15 protein-coding genes are annotated in these 17115 nt (G+C 68.0%); 11 read left to right on the top strand and 4 right to left on the bottom strand.

Annotated elements, in window-relative coordinates; genetic code table 11:
• From ACH34W_RS11845 to ACH34W_RS11830, 4 genes are all read right to left on the bottom strand, one after another.
• The gene (locus ACH34W_RS11845) at positions 1-792 is read right to left on the bottom strand and encodes an ABC transporter ATP-binding protein (RefSeq protein ID WP_395960845.1); all 792 of its coding nucleotides are present in this window, start codon (positions 790-792) and stop codon (positions 1-3) included.
• 256 nt (positions 793-1048) lie between these two features.
• Positions 1049-1729 (bottom strand): response regulator, encoded by a 681-nt coding sequence (locus ACH34W_RS11840; protein ID WP_395960844.1) that lies wholly within the window; start codon positions 1727-1729, stop codon positions 1049-1051.
• 51 nt (positions 1730-1780) lie between these two features.
• Positions 1781-3001: a sensor histidine kinase gene (locus ACH34W_RS11835; RefSeq protein WP_395960843.1), complete on the bottom strand. Its 1221-nt coding sequence runs from the start codon at positions 2999-3001 to the stop codon at positions 1781-1783.
• 109 nt (positions 3002-3110) lie between these two features.
• Complete coding sequence (locus ACH34W_RS11830) at positions 3111-4154, bottom strand: RecB family exonuclease (RefSeq protein ID WP_395960842.1); 1044 nt, start codon at positions 4152-4154, stop codon at positions 3111-3113.
• A gap of 58 nt (positions 4155-4212) precedes the next feature.
• Between ACH34W_RS11830 and ACH34W_RS11825 the strand changes: the two genes are divergently transcribed.
• The 11 genes from ACH34W_RS11825 to ACH34W_RS11775 all read left to right on the top strand — a co-directional run bounded on the left by ACH34W_RS11825 (position 4213) and on the right by ACH34W_RS11775 (position 17088).
• The gene (locus tag ACH34W_RS11825; RefSeq protein WP_395960841.1) at positions 4213-5403 is read left to right on the top strand and encodes a site-2 protease family protein; all 1191 of its coding nucleotides are present in this window, start codon (positions 4213-4215) and stop codon (positions 5401-5403) included.
• Positions 5404-5479: 76 nt separating this feature from the next.
• The gene (locus ACH34W_RS11820; protein WP_395960840.1) at positions 5480-6430 is read left to right on the top strand and encodes a tRNA (adenine-N1)-methyltransferase; all 951 of its coding nucleotides are present in this window, start codon (positions 5480-5482) and stop codon (positions 6428-6430) included.
• Between the two features lie 338 nt (positions 6431-6768).
• Positions 6769-8532, top strand: coding sequence for a proteasome ATPase (arc, locus tag ACH34W_RS11815; RefSeq protein ID WP_395960839.1), 1764 nt, complete (start codon positions 6769-6771; stop codon positions 8530-8532).
• A gap of 296 nt (positions 8533-8828) precedes the next feature.
• Complete coding sequence (gene dop, locus ACH34W_RS11810; RefSeq protein ID WP_395960838.1) at positions 8829-10346, top strand: depupylase/deamidase Dop; 1518 nt, start codon at positions 8829-8831, stop codon at positions 10344-10346.
• A 195-nt stretch (positions 10347-10541) separates the two neighbouring features.
• Entirely contained in the window at positions 10542-10751 is a 210-nt protein-coding gene (locus tag ACH34W_RS11805; RefSeq protein ID WP_395960837.1) for a ubiquitin-like protein Pup, read from the top strand.
• A 102-nt stretch (positions 10752-10853) separates the two neighbouring features.
• The gene (locus tag ACH34W_RS11800; RefSeq protein ID WP_395960836.1) at positions 10854-11972 is read left to right on the top strand and encodes an endonuclease VII domain-containing protein; all 1119 of its coding nucleotides are present in this window, start codon (positions 10854-10856) and stop codon (positions 11970-11972) included.
• A gap of 208 nt (positions 11973-12180) precedes the next feature.
• On the top strand, positions 12181-13026 hold the full coding sequence (prcB, locus tag ACH34W_RS11795; RefSeq protein ID WP_395960835.1) for a proteasome subunit beta: 846 nt from the start codon (positions 12181-12183) through the stop codon (positions 13024-13026).
• Positions 13027-13047: 21 nt separating this feature from the next.
• A complete protein-coding gene (gene prcA / locus ACH34W_RS11790) occupies positions 13048-13737 on the top strand; it encodes a proteasome subunit alpha (protein WP_395961175.1) in 690 nt (229 codons plus the stop codon).
• A 198-nt stretch (positions 13738-13935) separates the two neighbouring features.
• Positions 13936-15294, top strand: a complete 1359-nt coding sequence (pafA, locus tag ACH34W_RS11785; RefSeq protein ID WP_395960834.1) for a Pup--protein ligase — start codon at positions 13936-13938, stop codon at positions 15292-15294.
• Positions 15295-15388: 94 nt separating this feature from the next.
• Positions 15389-16333, top strand: a complete 945-nt coding sequence (locus ACH34W_RS11780) for an FKBP-type peptidyl-prolyl cis-trans isomerase (protein ID WP_395960833.1) — start codon at positions 15389-15391, stop codon at positions 16331-16333.
• 86 nt (positions 16334-16419) lie between these two features.
• The gene (locus ACH34W_RS11775) at positions 16420-17088 is read left to right on the top strand and encodes a helix-turn-helix transcriptional regulator (protein WP_395960832.1); all 669 of its coding nucleotides are present in this window, start codon (positions 16420-16422) and stop codon (positions 17086-17088) included.
• The last annotated feature ends 27 nt before the right edge of the window (positions 17089-17115 follow it).

Below are 17115 nucleotides of genomic sequence, written 5' to 3'. Positions count from 1 at the left end.
TCAGGCCTTGACCCCCGGCTGATCGAAGCCCTTCATGCGCTCCAGCACACGCTCGGCCGTCGGGTCGGCCATCGTGTCGACGATCTGGCCGTCGGTCAGGAACAGCACCTGGTCGGCGTAGGCGGCCGCGTTCGGGTCGTGGGTGACCATGACGATGGTCTGGCCCATCTTCCGCACCGAGTCCCGCAGGAAGCCCAGCACCTCGGCACCCGAACGCGAGTCCAGGTTGCCGGTCGGCTCATCGGCGAAGATGATCTCGGGACGGGCGGCGAGGGCGCGGGCGCACGCGACGCGCTGCTGCTGGCCGCCCGACAGCTCACTCGGGCGGTGCTTGAGGCGCGGCCGCAGGCCGACGGTGTCGATGACCGTGTCCAGCCACTGCTTGTCGTACTTGCGGCCGGCGATGTCCATCGGCAGCGTGATGTTCTCCAGCGCGGTCAGCGTCGGCACCAGGTTGAACGCCTGGAAGATGAAGCCGACCTTGTCGCGGCGCAGGCGGGTGAGCTGCTTGTCCTTGAGCCGGGTCAAGTCGGTGTCGCCGATGAAGACCTGACCCGAGTCCACCGAGTCCAGCCCCGCCATGCAGTGCATGAGCGTGGACTTGCCGGACCCCGAGGGGCCCATGATCGCGGTGAAGCGGCCGCGGGGGATGCCGACGGTCACGCCGTCGAGGGCGATGACCTGGGCGTCGCCGGAGCCGTACACCTTGGCGATCTGATGTGCCCGTGCGGCGAAATCGCCCGCCCCGGGCGCGGAGTGCGCGTCAGCGGTGGATGGGGCGGTGTTCGTCACGTGAATTCCCCTGTCTGCGGAAGCTGAGTGCGGATGGAACCTGGAACGGAACGGTTCTCAGGATCTTTCAAGACCGCGCGTTCCCCCGGTGCGATCCATGACACAGAACAGTAGGAGCCAGCGAGGCTCCTGGGATGCACCCAGGGAACGGACTTCGCACTCCACCCTTGGGGGGAGGGGTACCCCCGCCCTCGTCCTCCCGGGGGAGAGACGGACCATCTTCAGTCAGGGGCCTTCCGGAGGAGAAAGCGGGAACTCAGCTCTGGCCAGGCCGGCTCATCCCCGTTTCGTAGGCGTACACCACGGCCTGCACCCGGTCGCGCAGCCCCAGCTTGGCCAGGACGTTGCCCACATGCGTCTTCACCGTCGTCTCGCTGACCACCAGCTCCGCGGCGATCTCGGCGTTCGACAGCCCCCGCGCCACGTGCGACAGCACCTCTCGCTCGCGTTCGGTCAGGGTGTCGAGACCGGGTGGCGGAGAGGAATCGCGGACCGCGGGAAGCCGGGTGGCGAACTTGTCCAGCAGCCGGCGGGTCACGCTCGGCGCCACGATGGCGTCGCCGGCCGCCACGATGCGGATGGCCTGCACCAGGTCCTCCGGCGGCGAGTCCTTGAGCAGGAACCCGCTCGCCCCGGCCCGCACCGCCTCGATCACATACTCGTCCAGGTCGAACGTGGTGAGGATCAGCACCTTCGGATCGTGCGACGCGGCGCCCTCGCGGATGATCCGCCGCGTCGCCTCGATCCCGTCCACGCCCGGCATGCGGATGTCCATCAGCACCACGTCCGGCAGCAGCGACCGCGTCATCTCGACCGCCGCCGCGCCGTCGCCCGCCTCGCCGACGACCGCGAGATCGCCCTCCGCCTCCAGGATCAGCCGGAATCCGGTCCGCAGCAGCGGCTGGTCGTCCACGAGCAGAACCCGCACCGTACTCATGACCTTGCTCCGCTCGACCAGCTCATGACCCTTGCTCCGCTCGTTGTCAACTCATGCCTCCAGGGGGAACCGGGCCCGCACGCCGAAACCGCCGCCGACCCGAGGCCCGATCCGGAGCTCGCCGCCGTACAGGGCGACGCGCTCGTACATGCCGACCAGGCCATGCCCGGGATTGTCCCCGTTGTCAGCCATGATCGTCGCGGTGCCACGCCCGTCGTCCTCGATCTCCACGGTCAGGTCGTCGTCGGTGTAGTACAGCCGGACCCAGGCGCGCGCCTGTGGACCGGCATGCTTGAGCGTATTGGTGAGCGCCTCCTGGATCAGCCGGAACGCGGCGACGTCCACGCCCGGCGAGGGAGTGCGCGCCTCGCCCTCGATCCACAGCTGCACAGACAGGCCTGTCTCCCGCACATGGTCGAGCAGCTCACCGAGGTCGCCCAGACCCGGCTGGGGCGCGAGCTCACCGCCCGCCCGCTCAGGGTCGCGGTCGGTGCGCAGCACCCCCACGATGCGGCGCATCTCGCTCAGAGCCGTCCGGCCGACCTCCTCGATGGTCGTCATGGCCTCACGGGCACTGCCCGGGTTCCGGTCGAGGATGCGCCGCGCGGCGCCCGCCTGGACCGTCATCACACTGACATGGTGGGCGACGACGTCGTGCAGCTCACGCGCGATCCTGGAGCGTTCCTCGACCCTGGCCGCCCGCGCGTCGGTGCCGCGCGCTCGCTCGAGCCGGGCGGCGCGGTCCTCCAGCTCGGCGAAGTAGGCGCGCCGGAGCCGCAGGTTGCGGCCGAGCACCCAGACGCCGATGACCAGCGCGTTGTCCATCAGGTAGGTGATGACGCCCACATCGACCGGAAACATGAGCAGCATCGTGTTGAACGAGACCAGGGCCAGCAGCCCGCCCAGCGCGCTGTGCGCCAGGCCCCGGTGCGCGGCGACGCTGTAGATCGCCAGCAGGAACGCGACCACGTCCGGGACCGTCGCCGGGTACTGCCCGAACGTGATCCAGAACTGGCCGGCCACGATGAGGCACAACACCGTCATCGGATAGCGCTGCCGGAAAGTGATCAACATGGTGATGGCGATGACCAGCACCACATGGGTGGCATCCGTGTTCCCGTAGTACGGCTTCAGCTCGGCCGGGGGGTCCTCGATGAAGAGCTGGAGGAACCCCATGAGCAACAGGGACAGCGCCAGTACGGCGTCAGCCGCCTGCGGGCGTGACTGAAGCCAGGCGCGGAAGGCCGCGAGGCCATGGATGCGGGGTGACACGATTATCACCCTAGGAGGTCGTTCCAGGTGGTGAGCCCTCCTGGACGCGGATCTCAGCTCATCCGCAAGGATGAGTAGGACATCACCGCAGGTCGGCCAGCAGGTGAAGTCACAGGTCGTCGCCGCGCCCGTACGCCGAGACCTCCAGATCCGCGGGGGAGGGGCGGGCGGCCGGCGCCGCTCCGTGCGCGGCGGACAGATCCGGCAGCGGCGGAGGCGTGCCACCCCAGCCCGGGCAGCGCTCCTTGTGATCGCACCAGTCGCACAGGCGGCTGGTGCGGTGGCGCCACTCGCCGGTCTCCATCGCCCGCCGGATCGCCGCCCACAGCGCCTCGACCTTGCGCTCGGTCGCCCGCAGGTCGGCCTCATCGGGCTCATAACGCAGGACTTCGCCGTTGCCGAGGTACATCAACTGGAGCAGCCGCGGCACCCTGCCCTGCAGCCGCCACAACACCAGGGCGTAGAACTTCATCTGGAACAGCGCCCGCGCCTCGAAATCGGCGCGCGGGGCGGTGCCGGTCTTGTAGTCGACGATCCGCACCTCGCCGCTCGGGGCGACGTCGACCCGGTCGATGTAACCGCGCAGCTTGAGCCCCGAGGCCAGCACGGTCTCGACGAACAGCTCCCGCTCGGCGGGCTCCAGGCGGCGCGGGTCTTCGAGCGTGAAGTAGCGCTCGACCATCTGCCGGGCCTGCTCGAACCACTCCCGCTCGACCGCCGCGCCGTCCCGGCTGACCGTGTCATCCTGAACGGCCTGGCCACCTTGATCAGCCTGGCCGCCTTGGTCGGTTTGGCCGTCCGTGTCTGCCGCGTCGTCCTCGGCGGCCGCGGTGAAGAGGCGCGCCAGCTCCGGCTCCTCGGCCTGCAACCGCTCCCACTGCGGAGCCAGCAGGTCCAGGGCGGCAGGCGGCGTGCGCTGCTCCCTGGGCAGATCGTAAAGCCGTTCGAGCACCGCGTGCACCAGCGTGCCGCGCACCGCGGCAGGGCTCGGCTTCTCCGGGATCCGGTCGATCACCCGGAAGCGGTACAGCAGCGGGCAGGTCATGAAATCGCCCGCCCGGGAGGGGGACAGGGAGCCGATCACCTGGGGGCCGTCGGTCGCCCCAGTCTCCGGTGCGGCGCCCGGCGAGCCTGCGGCCTCGGTGGTCGTCATGCCCAGCACCCTAGGGGACGCCACCGACGAAATCCCGTAGCCGCGTAGCATCGTGGTCGTGACAGAGAGCGCACCCCCGACCGAAGGCAAGACCGCACCCGGCGGTGATCCAGCGGGCGCCGGTCCCGGACGGGGCGGGCCGGGTCTTTTCATGGGACGCCCGTTCGGCGTCCCCGTGTACGTGTCCCCCAGCTGGTTCCTCGTCGCGGTGGTCGTCACCATCATGTTCGAGAACCAGGTGCTGAAGACCGGCGTCATCGGGCGTCCCGGGAGCTTCGTGGTCGCGTTCGCCTACGCGGTCCTGCTGTACGCGTCGGTGTTCGTCCACGAGCTGAGCCACGCCGTGACCGCCCGCGCGCTCGGCCTGCCCGTGCGCTCGGTCACCCTGCACATCCTCGGCGGCGAGACCTCCATCGAACGCGAGGCGCCCACGCCCGGCCGGGAGTTCCTGATCGCGTTCGCCGGGCCGCTGGTCAACCTCGTGCTCGCCGGCCTCGGCCTGCTGGCGCATCTGGTGCTGCCGCTCTCCGGCGTCGCCGTGCTGCTCGTCGACGCGCTCACCTTCGCCAACCTGCTCGTCGGCGTGTTCAACCTGCTGCCGGGCCTGCCGCTGGACGGCGGCCGGCTCGTACGGGCCGCGGTCTGGAAGGCCACCGGCCAGAGCCGCAACGGCGCGATCTTCGCCGGCTGGGTCGGGCGCGGTGTCGCGCTGCTCACCCTGCTCGCCGGCGCGATACTCGCCACCCGGCCCGCCGCGGGCGGCGGCGGGTTCGGCTGGCTGGCCCTGCTCTGGTCGGCCCTGGTCGCCTCGTTCATCTGGGTCGGCGCCACCCAGGCCATCCGGGCCGAGAAGGTACGCGACCGCATCCCGCTGCTCGACGCCCGCCGGCTGGCCCGCCGCGCCACCCTGGTGACGGCGGACGTGCCGCTGGCGGAGGCGGTGCGCCGCGCCCAGGAGGACCGGTCCGGCGCCCTCGTGATCGTCGACCACGAGGAGCGCCCGCTCGGCCTGGTGAACGAGAAGGCCGTGACCGCCACGCCCGAGCACCGCCGCCCCTGGATCGAAGTGGGGGAGCTGTCGCGGGGGCTGGACCCGGACCTGTCCCTCTCCGCCGACCTCACCGGCGAGGAACTGATCGTCGCGCTCCGCCGCGCCCCCGCCTCGGAATACCTGCTCGTCGAGCCTGACGGCCGGGTCTACGGGGTGCTCGCGGTGGCCGACGTCGACCGCGCCTTCGCCGGGATCTGAGGCCGCCCGCGGCCAGCCTTGACCGGCCGCTCCGGGCGGTCTGAACGGGGGCTTTCCGCCGATAGCCTTGAACGTTATGAGCGAACCCACGCCGACCCCCGAAGCCGGCGGTCACGATCTCCACCCCCACGACCCGTCCGCCCAGGATTCGTACGGCCGCATCCCCCACGGCCCCTTCCGAGCCGGCGACCAGGTTCAGCTCACCGACCCCAAGGGCCGGATCAACACGATCACCCTCCAGCCCGGCAAGGTCTACCACTCGCACAAGGGCTCGATCCCGCACGAGGAGATCATCGGCAGCCCCGAGGGCACGGTGTTCCGCTCCAGCGGCGGCACCGAGTACCTCGCGTTCCGGCCCCTGCTGGCCGACTTCGCGGTCCGCATGCCGCGCGGCGCGGCCGTGGTCTACCCCAAGGACGCCGGCCAGATCGTCGCGATGGCCGACATCTTCCCCGGCGCCCGCGTCGTCGAGGCGGGCGCCGGCTCGGGCGCGCTGACCTGCTTCCTGCTGCGCGCGGTGGGCGAGCGCGGCATGGTCTCGTCCTACGAGCGGCGCGCGGACTTCGCCGGGGTCGCCAAGGGCAACGTCGAAAAGTTCTTCGGCGGTCCGCACCCGGCGTGGAAGCTGACCGTCGGCTCACTGGAGGACTCCCTCGCCGAGACAGAGGTCGACCGGGTCGTGCTGGACATGCTCGCCCCCTGGGAGTGCCTGGACGCCGTCGCCAAGGCCCTGATCCCCGGCGGGATGATCTGTGCCTACGTCGCCACCACGACGCAGATGTCGCGGGTCGTGGAGGGGCTCCGCGAGCACGGCGCGTTCGCCGAGCCGTACGCGTTCGAGACGATGCTCCGCTCGTGGCACGTCGAGGGCCTGGCCGTCCGGCCCGACCACCGCATGGTGGGGCACACCGGCTTCCTGGTGACCGCCCGCAGGCTGGCCGACGGCGTCACCCCGCCGTTGCGCCGCCGCCGGCCCGCGAAGGGCGCCTACGCCGAGGCCGACGCGCCCGACGCCACCGAGGCGTAGATCACATTTTCGTGACGGCCGGATGCCCGGCCAGGGAGGCCCCGGCGGTCGCCGGCCCCCGCGTAACAGGGAATTCACAAACCGCGCCCGGGGCCCGAAGGGCCCCTTCCGGTAGGGCCGTAATCAGCAAACTTTGCTTGGCTTGGCCCGTGAAAGCCGGGAATTTCATGGTCTGCCGGACGTGTCGGCGGATTCTCTCCCGCGTTGGAACGGGCTATTCCGGGCCGCCCACGACGGGCGTGAAGCACAGGAGAACCGAAGCGGCAGGTTACGGATGCCCGCCAGATAGGTAGGGTCTCAGTAGGTCGTCGGCTCTCTTCGTGAGGAGGTGACGGGGCGTGGCCGCTCGTGACGATGCTGGGGCGCGCAGGGCGCAGCACGACAAGGAGGTTAGGGACCTCCAAACGCAGGTGTCCTTCCTGGAGGAGGAGATCTCCGTGCTGCGCCGCAAGCTCGCGGAATCCCCGCGCCAAGTACGTGTTCTAGAAGAACGACTCCATGAGGCACAGGCCAACCTGGCTGCCGTAACGGGTCAGAACGAGCGTCTCGTAGCGACCCTCAAAGAGGCTCGCGAGCAGATCGTGGCGCTCAAGGAGGAGGTCGACAGGCTCGCCCAACCGCCATCAGGCTTCGGGGTCTTCTTGGAAGCCCGGGACGATGGAACGGTCGACATCTTCACCGGGGGCCGCAAACTGCGGGTCAACGTCAGCCCGGCCGTGGACGTCGACGAACTGCAGCGTGGCCAAGAGGTCATGCTCAACGAGGCGCTCAACATCGTCGAAGCCTTGGAGTTCGAAGAGCAGGGCGAAGTCGTCATGCTCAAGGAACTCTTCGACGACGGCGAACGGGCCCTGGTGATCGCGCACGCCGACGAGGAGCGCGTGATCAAGCTGGCCGAGCCGCTGCGCGGCGTCCCCCTCCGGGCGGGCGACTCGCTGATGCTCGAAACCAGGTCCGGATACGCCTACGAGAAGATCCACAAGGCCGAGGTCGAGGAACTGGTCCTCGAAGAGGTCCCCGACATCTCCTACAACGAGATCGGCGGGCTCGGCTCGCAGATCGAGATGATCAGGGACGCGGTCGAGCTGCCGTACCTGCACGCGGACCTGTTCCGCGAGCACCAGCTGCGCCCACCCAAGGGCGTACTGCTGTACGGCCCGCCCGGCTGCGGCAAGACGCTCATCGCCAAAGCGGTCGCCAACTCGCTGGCCAAGAAGGTCGCCGAGCAGACCGGCGCCGAGGGCAAGAGCTTCTTCCTCAACATCAAGGGCCCCGAGCTGCTCAACAAGTACGTCGGTGAGACCGAGCGGCACATCCGCCTGGTCTTCCAGCGGGCCCGTGAAAAGGCCTCCGCCGGCACTCCCGTGATCGTGTTCTTCGACGAGATGGACTCGATCTTCCGGACCCGCGGCTCCGGCGTCTCCTCCGACGTCGAGAACACCATCGTCCCGCAGCTGCTGAGCGAGATCGACGGTGTCGAAGGCCTGGAGAACGTGATCGTCATCGGTGCCTCCAACCGGGAGGACATGATCGACCCGGCGATCCTGCGGCCCGGCCGGCTGGACGTCAAAATCAAGATCGAGCGTCCGGACGCCGAGGCGGCCAAGGACATCTTCTCCAAGTACATCCTCGAAGGGCTGCCACTGCACCCCGACGACGTCAAGGAGAACGGCGGTTCCGCGGACGCCACCGTGGACGCCATGATCCAGCGGGTCGTCGAACGGATGTACACCGAAAGCGAGGAAAACCGCTTCCTGGAAGTCACCTACGCCAACGGTGACAAGGAAGTCCTCTACTTCAAGGACTTCAACTCCGGAGCGATGATCCAGAACATCGTCGACCGGGCCAAGAAGATGGCCATCAAACAGTTCCTCGACACAGGACAGAAGGGCATGCGCGTGGCGCACCTGCTCGCCGCCTGCGTCGACGAATTCAGCGAGAACGAAGACCTGCCCAACACCACCAACCCGGACGACTGGGCGCGCATCTCCGGCAAGAAGGGCGAACGGATCGTCTACATCCGCACGCTCGTCTCCGGTACCAAGGGCGCCGAAGCCGGCCGTTCGATCGACACGGTGGCTAACACCGGCCAGTACCTGTAAGCAATCGCCCCACATGGTTCGTGAGGAACACGGCGGTCACCCCCTGGTGACCGCCGTGTTCCATCGCCGGCCGTATTTCGCTCCAAGGCTGCGTTTCGTTGCCGGACTGTGACGGTCATCATGGGTGATCCCGGTCGCGCCGCACGCGCCGTTCAGGCGCCTCACCGGACGATCCAGCGGGCCGACACGCCGTACACCAACGAATCGGAGGTACGGCCGCCACCGGCGGCGACACCGCCGCAACGCGGAGTGGAGCCCCATGGCTCCACCCTCTCCGCCCCGATAGGCTCGACGATATGAGTGTTCGGCGGGTGATGGGCATCGAGACCGAGTACGGCATCTCCGTACCCGGTCAGCCAGGGGCCAACGCGATGGTGACCTCCTCCCAGGTCGTCAACGCGTACCTCGCGGCATCAGCAGCACGGGCGCGAAGGGCCCGCTGGGACTTCGAGGAGGAAAACCCGTTGCGCGACGCGCGCGGGTTCGACCTGGCACGTGAGGTGGCCGACCCCACCCAGCTCACCGACGAGGACCTTGGCCTGGCCAACGTCATCCTCACCAACGGCGCCCGGCTCTACGTCGACCACGCACATCCCGAATACTCCGCGCCCGAGTGCACCAACCCCCTCGACGCGGTGATCTGGGACAAGGCAGGGGAGCGGGTGATGGCCGACGCCGCCGCGCGCGCCGCGATGGTGCCCGGCACCCACCCCATCCAGCTCTACAAGAACAACACCGACAACAAGGGCGCCTCGTACGGCTGCCACGAGAACTACCTCATGAAGCGGGAGACGCCGTTCGCCGACGTCGTCCGCCATCTGACCCCCTTCTTCGTCTCCCGCCAGGTCGTGACGGGCGCCGGACGCGTCGGCATCGGCGTGGACGGCCGCGGCGACGGCTTCCAGATCAGCCAGCGCGCCGACTTCTTCGAGGTCGAGGTCGGCCTGGAGACCACGCTCAAGCGCCCGATCATCAACACGCGCGACGAACCGCACGCCGACCCGGAGAAATACCGCCGGCTCCACGTGATCATCGGCGACGCCAACATGAGCGAGGTGTCGACCTACCTCAAGCTCGGCACCACCGCCCTGGTCCTGGCCATGATCGAGGACTCCTTCCTCACCGTGGACCTGTCGGTCGACATGCCGGTGGCCGGCCTGCGCGCGGTCTCGCACGACCCCACCTGCAAGCATCTCCTCACACTGCGTGACGGCCGCAAGATGACCGCCGTTCAACTGCAGATGGAGTACCTGGAGCAGTCGCGCAAGTACGTCGAGGACCGCTTCGGCGCCGACGTCGACGAGATGACCAAGGACGTCCTCGACCGCTGGGAGTCGGTCCTGCACCGCCTCGGTGACGACCCCATGCAGCTCTCCCGGGAACTGGACTGGGTGGCCAAGCTGGAGCTGCTGGAGGGCTACCGCAGCCGCGACGGGCTCGACTGGTCGCACCCGCGCCTGCAGCTGGTCGACCTGCAGTACTCCGACGTCCGTGCCGACAAGGGGCTCTACAACCGCCTGGTGGCCCGCGACCGCATCGAACGGATCGTCACCGAGCCGCAGGTCGACTCCGCCATCGAGGACCCGCCAGAGGACACCAGGGCCTATTTCCGCGGCCGGTGCCTGCGCCAGTACGCCGACTCGGTGGCCGCCGCCTCGTGGGATTCGGTGATCTTCGACGTGCCCGGCCGGGAGTCGTTGCAGCGAGTGCCCACCCTGGAGCCCCTGCGCGGCACCAAGCAGCACGTGGGGCCCCTCCTGGACCGCTGCCGTACCGCCGCGGACCTCGTCGCGACTCTCACCGGCCAGAGCTGATCTCACCGGCCAGAGCTGACGCGGGGCGCTCGTCGTCCCCCGTTCGTGACTGGTTTGCCCGTTTCAGCGATCTTCGGACCGGCGATAACCCCAGCAAGCCCCCGCGCTGTCGTGGAGGCGAAACGGACGGCGATGTCCGCTCGTCTCCGATGATCGGAGATAGGGTTGGGGGCACCGGCAGAGTGGAGGTACGGGATGGCCACGAAGGACAGCGGCGGTCAGAAGCAGACCACGCGGCGCACCGAAGAGGTCGAGGAGACCCAGGCCGCGACCGAAGGTGACGTCCAGGAACGCCAGGACAAGCTCACCGACGACGTAGACGCCATTCTGGACGAAATAGACGAAGTTCTCGAAGAGAACGCAGAGGAATTTATCCGGTCATATGTCCAAAAGGGAGGACAATAGCCGCAAAACGGACATAAAGCCCGGAGCGGAGTTATTGTCATAACGTGACCACCTAACTTCATACAGTCACACCAGGCGTGGATAAACGGTAATCTCCCCGCCATGACATCCAAAAAATGTCGGGACTGCGGCGAGCTCAAGCCCGTCACAGAGTTCTGGAAGCGCAAGGCCTCTCCCGACGGCCTTGCGCTTTACTGCAAGGAATGTTTCGGGCTTCGTAACGCCGGCTACTACCGAGGAGGCCAGGCGAAGCAGGGCAAGAAGGCGAGGCCCTATCGCAGGCACTCGGCAGTGCCGGAGGGCATGAAGTACTGCCCGCAGTGCCAGGAGACCAAGCCTCTGGAAGATTTCGGACGCAATCGGTCTAAGAAGTCAGGGCTCACGGCCTATTGCCGCCCCTGCCACACAGCCGTCATGTCAGAGATCAAACAGCGCACCCATGGCAGCGAGCGCAACTATCTCCTCAAGCTGCGCTACGGCATCACTGAACAGGACGTGGAGCGGATGGCCGCCCAACAGGGCGGCCTATGTGCCATCTGCCTCAGTAGCGCCGCAAAGCATGTGGACCACGACCACAAGACGGGAAAGGTCCGTGGGCTGTTGTGCTTCAGCTGTAATGGCGCACTCGGCCAATTCGGAGACGACTCGCGTCGCATGCGTGCGGCCGCGGCGTATCTGGAACGGCACCCCAAGGGCTTCCAATGGGAGCCGGTCGATGAAGAGTCGTACCGTACTCTGCAGCTCTGGGGGTTCTGGGTTAATCGTGTCAGCGCGCGGGCGATCGCGCGGCATCGTCTCAGCCCCAGGGATGTGATCAGGCTCGGGCTGCAACCGGGGGATGAGTGCCCCATCTGCCTGTCGGCACCTGCCATTCATGTCGATCACTGTCATGAGACAGGGGAAGTGCGAGGGCTGCTCTGCCCGGAGTGCAACACGGGGATGGGACAGCTCAGGGACGATCCGGTCACGTTGCGCCGGGCTGCGGACTATCTGGAGAGAACGGGTGGTCGGCAGGTCGCCAGCGATGACGGGAAGAGGCTGTCGTCCACGGCCCCGGAGGTGGGTCGGGGGCAGTGCCAGCCGGTGGAGCGGCGCTTGCTCTTCAGGAAGAACAGGCTGACGGGTCGGAGGAGGCCGGGCCGCCGTGCGGCGGCGGTCTCTTCTGGCCGTGGATCGGGCAGTGAGACGGGCCTGAGTGGCTTCGAAGGGTCCCAGAGCTGAGGCGGTGGAGGTTCCCCGCCGCGATCGAAGCCCGGATGGCGTGCTTGCCGCCTGGTGAAGGGACCGGTCTCGGCGGGGTTCGCCCTCGGCTGACTACGGTAAGGATCACGAGGTATGCGGCGGCCGTCGTTGGAACAGTAGGGTCATAGGCGTTCGCGCCGGTGAGCTCTCAGGGGGAGCCGGCGCCATGGTGGAGGGAAGGAGTCGCGTGGCGTCCCACGAATCGCACACCGGACGTCTGCCGGGGCTGTTCATTAACCCGGGCACGTCCTCGTTCACGGATTTCCTGGGGGCGTACTCCCCGGAGATGTTGCCCGGGCGGCGGACGCCTCCGGTGTCCCCGGTGGGGGACGATATCCCGCACGGCACGACGATCGTGGCCGTGAGCTTCCCCGGCGGGGTGGTGATGGCGGGAGACCGGCGCGCGACCGCGGGGAATGTGATCGCCCAGCGGGACATCGAGAAGGTGTTCCGGGCGGACGAGTTCTCGGCGATCGCGATCGCCGGCACGGCGGGGATCGGGATCGAGATCGTGCGGTTGTTCCAGGTCGAGCTGGAGCATTACGAGAAGATGGAGGGCCGGACGCTCTCGTTGGAAGGTAAGGCCAACCGGCTGGCGACCATGGTGCGGGGCAACCTGGCCATGGCGATGCAGGGCCTGGCTGTGGTGCCGCTGTTCGCTGGATATGACGAGGAGCGCGACACCGGGCGCATCTTCTCTTACGATCCGGCCGGGGGCCGGTATGAGGAGCGCGACTTCTACTCGATCGGGTCCGGTTCGGTGTTCGCGCGCGGCGCATTGAAGAAGCTCTACCTGCCTGAGCTGCCGGAGGAGGACGCGGCGCTGGCCTGTGTGCAGGCCCTGTACGACGCGGCCGACGACGATTCGGCGACCGGCGGCCCGGATCTGACGCGCCGGATCTTCCCGGTGGTCGCGTCGGTGACGGCCGACGGGTACCGCAGGCTCGGTGAGGACGAGGTCGGCGCCATGGCGCAGGCCGTCGTCGACGGGCGTTACGACTCGCCGGGCGGTCCGACCGCCCCGCTGCGATAGAAGGGATCCAGACCGGTGTCCATGCCGTTCTACGTGTCGCCCGAACAGCAGATGAAGGACAAGGCGGACTACGCGCGCAAGGGGATCGCGCGCGGCCGCAGTGTGGTCGTGCTGCAGTACGACGACGGCATCCTGTTCGTGGCCGACAATCCGTCCCGGGCGCTGCACAAGATCAGCGAGATCTACGACCGCATCGCGTTCGCGGCGGTCGGCAAGTACAACGAGTTCGAGAACCTGCGGCTGGGCGGGGTGCGGTACGCCGATGTGAACGGCTATCAGTACGACCGGCGTGACGTGACGGCGCGGGGTCTGGCCAATGTGTACGCGCAGTCGCTGGGCACGATCTTCACCGAGACCAACAAGCCGTATGAGGTGGAGCTGGTGGTGGCTGAGGTGGGCGCGGAGGCGGCCACCGACCAGATCTACCGGTTGACGTTTGACGGCTCGGTGGCGGACGAGCACGGCTATGTGGCGATGGGGGGCCAGGCCGAGGCGGTGGCGCAGGCGTTGAAGGATCGTTTCCAGGAGGGCATGTCGCTGGCGGAGGCGCTCAAGGCGGCGGTGCAGTCGCTGGAGGCGCAGGACTCCGACCGGCATCTGGAGGCCAAGTCCCTTGAGGTCGCGGTGCTGGACCGCAACCGTGAGCACCGCCTGTTCAGGCGGTTGCCGGCGGCCCGGATCGAGAGCCTTCTCGGCGAGGACGCCTCCTGATTCTGGGCGTCATCCGCATCCTGGGCGTCATCCGCGTGCCGAACCCGTCGTGATCGCGTTGTGCGAGGTCACGGCGGGTTCGCCGTCTCCGCTAATGATCTACATTGTAAAGGCTCCGGCTTCGTGAGCCGGATAGCCCTGCGAAACCAGAGGCTTCAGAGACTGCCAAGTCGACGCCTGGCCGCATAGGGTCTGGGTGTGGACAGGCGCATCTTCGGGCTTGAGAACGAGTACGGCGTCACTTGCACCTTCCGCGGTCAGCGGCGGTTGTCACCGGATGAGGTGGCCCGTTATCTGTTCCGGCGGGTGGTGTCGTGGGGTCGTAGCAGCAATGTGTTCCTTCGTAACGGTGCGCGGTTGTATCTGGATGTGGGTAGCCACCCCGAGTACGCCACGCCTGAATGTGACAGCGTCATCGATCTGGTGACGCATGACAAGGCGGGCGAGCGGATCCTGGAGGGGCTGCTGGTCGACGCTGAGCGGCGGCTCCGCGAGGAGGGCATCGCAGGCGACATCTACCTGTTCAAAAACAACACCGACTCGGCCGGTAACTCCTACGGCTGCCACGAGAACTACCTAGTCGGACGGCACGGTGAGTTCGGCCGTCTGGCCGACGTGCTGATCCCCTATCTCGTCACCCGGCAGATCATCTGTGGGGCCGGCAAGGTGCTGCAGACACCTCGCGGCGCTGTTTACTGCGTGTCGCAGCGCGCCGAGCACATCTGGGAGGGCGTGTCGTCGGCCACCACCCGGTCCCGGCCGATCATCAACACCCGCGATGAGCCGCATGCCGACGCCGAGCGGTTCCGGCGACTGCACGTGATCGTCGGTGACTCCAACATGAGTGAGACCACGATGTTGCTGAAGGTCGGCGCGACCGACCTGGTGTTGCGGATGATCGAGGCCGGCGTGGTGATGCGCGACCTCACCCTCGAAAACCCCATCCGGGCGATCCGTGAGGTGAGTCATGACATGACCGGTCGCCGTAAGGTGCGGCTGGCCAACGGCCGTGAGGCCAGCTCGCTGGAGATTCAGAAGGAGTATTTCGGCAAGGCCAAGGATTTTGTCGACCGGCGTGGTGGCGATGAGGTCGCGATGCGGGTGCTGGAGCTGTGGGAGCGGACGCTGCGCGCGGTGGAGACCGGTGATCTGGATCTGGTCGCGCGGGAGATCGACTGGGTGACCAAGTATCAGCTGATCGAGCGTTACCGGCGCAAGTACGATCTGCCGTTGTCCTCGCCGCGGGTGGCTCAGCTGGATCTGGCCTACCACGATGTGCACCGCGAACGTGGCCTGTATTACCTGCTGGAAAAGCGCGGCTCGGTGGAACGGGTGGCCAAGGATCTGGAGATTTTCGAGGCCAAGTCGGTGCCGCCGCAGACCACCCGGGCGCGGCTGCGCGGTGAGTTCATTCGCAAGGCGCAGGAGAAGCGCCGCGACTTCACCGTTGACTGGGTCCACCTCAAGCTCAACGACCAGGCCCAGCGCACCGTCCTGTGCAAGGACCCGTTCCGATCCGTCGACGAGAGGGTGGACAAGCTCATCGCCGGGATGTGACCGGTCCGGGATGTGACCAGGGGGTAAGGTGAGCGCCTGTCGGGCTCACCACCCCCAGGCTCACCCGCAAGGACCTGCACCCCGAAGGACCCGTATGCGCCGTCGTCCCACCGGTCTCCGCCGTTTGGCGGCGGCCGTCCTGATCATGCCCCTGCTGCTCACCGGCTGCTCGCTCTTCGGCGATGACATCGGCGACATCCAGGTCGCGGTCAAGGGCGATGTGGGGCAGCGGCCGGATGTCTCGTTCCCCAAGGACAAGCCGGGCGACGAGCTGGCGGTCAAGGTCCTGGAGAAGGGCAAGGGCGCCGCGGCGCGCAAGGGTGACCTGGTGGTCGCGGACTATGTCGGCTACCGGTGGAGCGACGGCGGCTACAAGCTCCTCGCCAACACCTACATGGCCGGTCAGCCCGGGGCGTTCCCCGTGGGGCAGCTCGTGAAGGGGCTGGACAAGGCGCTGGAGGGCAGCCGGGCCGGCGGCCGCGTCGCGGCCAAGATCCCGCCGAAGGACGGTTACGGGACCAAGGGTGACGCCCAGCACCAGGTCGGCGCCGGCGACTCGCTGGTCTACGTTCTCGACGTCCGGGCGGTCTATCCCTCGACCGCCGGGGCGCAGGGCCGCGAGCAGCCGCTGGACGACCCGAAGCTGCCGAAGGTGCAGGGTGCTGCGGGCAAGGCGCCCACGGTGACCGTGCCGCGCGTAACCGCGCCGAAGAAGCTGGCGATGAAGGTCCTTGTCGAAGGCACCGGGCCCGAGGTGCGCAAGGGGCAGTTGCTGGCCTTGCAGTACGTGGGCTTGTTCTGGCGGGACGGCAAGGTCTTCGACTCGTCCTGGAGCGGCGGCCGTCCGTATGCCACGACCATCGGCACGGGCCAGGTCGTGAGGGGCTGGGACGACGGTCTGCTCGGCCGCAAGGTGGGCAGCCGGGTCCTGCTGGTCGTTCCGCCGGCGATGGGGTACGGCGCGAAGGGCCTGCCGCAGGCCGGGATCAAGGGCAACGACACCCTGGTCTTCGTCGTCGACATCCTCGGCGCGCACTAGGGCAGCCCTAGACCACCCAGCTAGGGCAGCACTAAGGTCCGTCCGGCATTTCTATCACCCGGCCCGGTTGTTCTTAGAATGGCCGGGTGGAGGACATCGACGCGATCGCCGTGCTGCAGGACCCGGTCCGGCGGCGCCTGTACGAGTATGTGGCCGCCCAGGACCATGAGGTGAGCCGTAACCAGGCGGCGGAGGGCACGGGAGTTCAGCGCACTCTCGCGGCGTTCCATCTCGACAAGCTCGCCGCCGCGGGCCTGCTGGAGACCGAGAGCAGGCGCCTGACCGGGCGGTCGGGGCCTGGGGCGGGGCGTCCGGCCAAGCTTTATCGCCGGGCCGCCGCTGAGCACGAGTTCTCGCTGCCTGCGAGGGACTACCGCACGGCCGCCGATTTGCTGGCCGAGGTGGCGGAGTCCGCCCGTCTGGACGTCGAGCTCCAGGAGGCCGCGCGCAGGCAGGGGCGTGCCCTGCGCGGCGATGAGCGGCCGGAGGAGGGTTTGGAGGCCGTCGCCGGGCTGCTGGCCCGCCGTGGCTACGAGCCGCGGTTGGAGGAGGGTGAGGGCGGTGCGGTGATCCGCATGCGCAACTGCCCGTTCCATGCCCTCTCGGAGCGCTTCCCGCCGCTGGTGTGCGGAATGAACCTGGCCTTGCTCGAAGGACTTCTGGAGGGTGCTGAGGGCTTCCACGTGCGAATGGATGCGAAGCCGGGACTGTGCTGCTGCACGGTGGTGGAAGACTCTAAAAATAATGGAGATTGACATAGAAGCGGAAGGCATGGTGAGGTG

Source organism: Actinomadura sp. 6N118 (assembly GCF_044326415.1).
GTDB lineage: Bacteria > Actinomycetota > Actinomycetes > Streptosporangiales > Streptosporangiaceae > Spirillospora.
Note: the sequence above shows the minus strand (reverse complement) of the source record. Positions and strands in the feature narration are given on the sequence as shown.

Coding starts and splice junctions, on each gene's coding strand:
- ACH34W_RS11840 (WP_395960844.1), bottom strand. CDS start 1,729: ATGAGTACGGTGCGGGTTCTGCTCGTGGACGACCAGCCGCTGCTGCGG.
- ACH34W_RS11830 (WP_395960842.1), bottom strand. CDS start 4,154: ATGACGACCACCGAGGCCGCAGGCTCGCCGGGCGCCGCACCGGAGACT.
- ACH34W_RS11820 (WP_395960840.1), top strand. CDS start 5,480: ATGAGCGAACCCACGCCGACCCCCGAAGCCGGCGGTCACGATCTCCAC.
- dop (WP_395960838.1), top strand. CDS start 8,829: ATGAGTGTTCGGCGGGTGATGGGCATCGAGACCGAGTACGGCATCTCC.
- ACH34W_RS11805 (WP_395960837.1), top strand. CDS start 10,542: ATGGCCACGAAGGACAGCGGCGGTCAGAAGCAGACCACGCGGCGCACC.
- ACH34W_RS11800 (WP_395960836.1), top strand. CDS start 10,854: ATGACATCCAAAAAATGTCGGGACTGCGGCGAGCTCAAGCCCGTCACA.
- prcA (WP_395961175.1), top strand. CDS start 13,048: ATGCCGTTCTACGTGTCGCCCGAACAGCAGATGAAGGACAAGGCGGAC.
- ACH34W_RS11780 (WP_395960833.1), top strand. CDS start 15,389: ATGCGCCGTCGTCCCACCGGTCTCCGCCGTTTGGCGGCGGCCGTCCTG.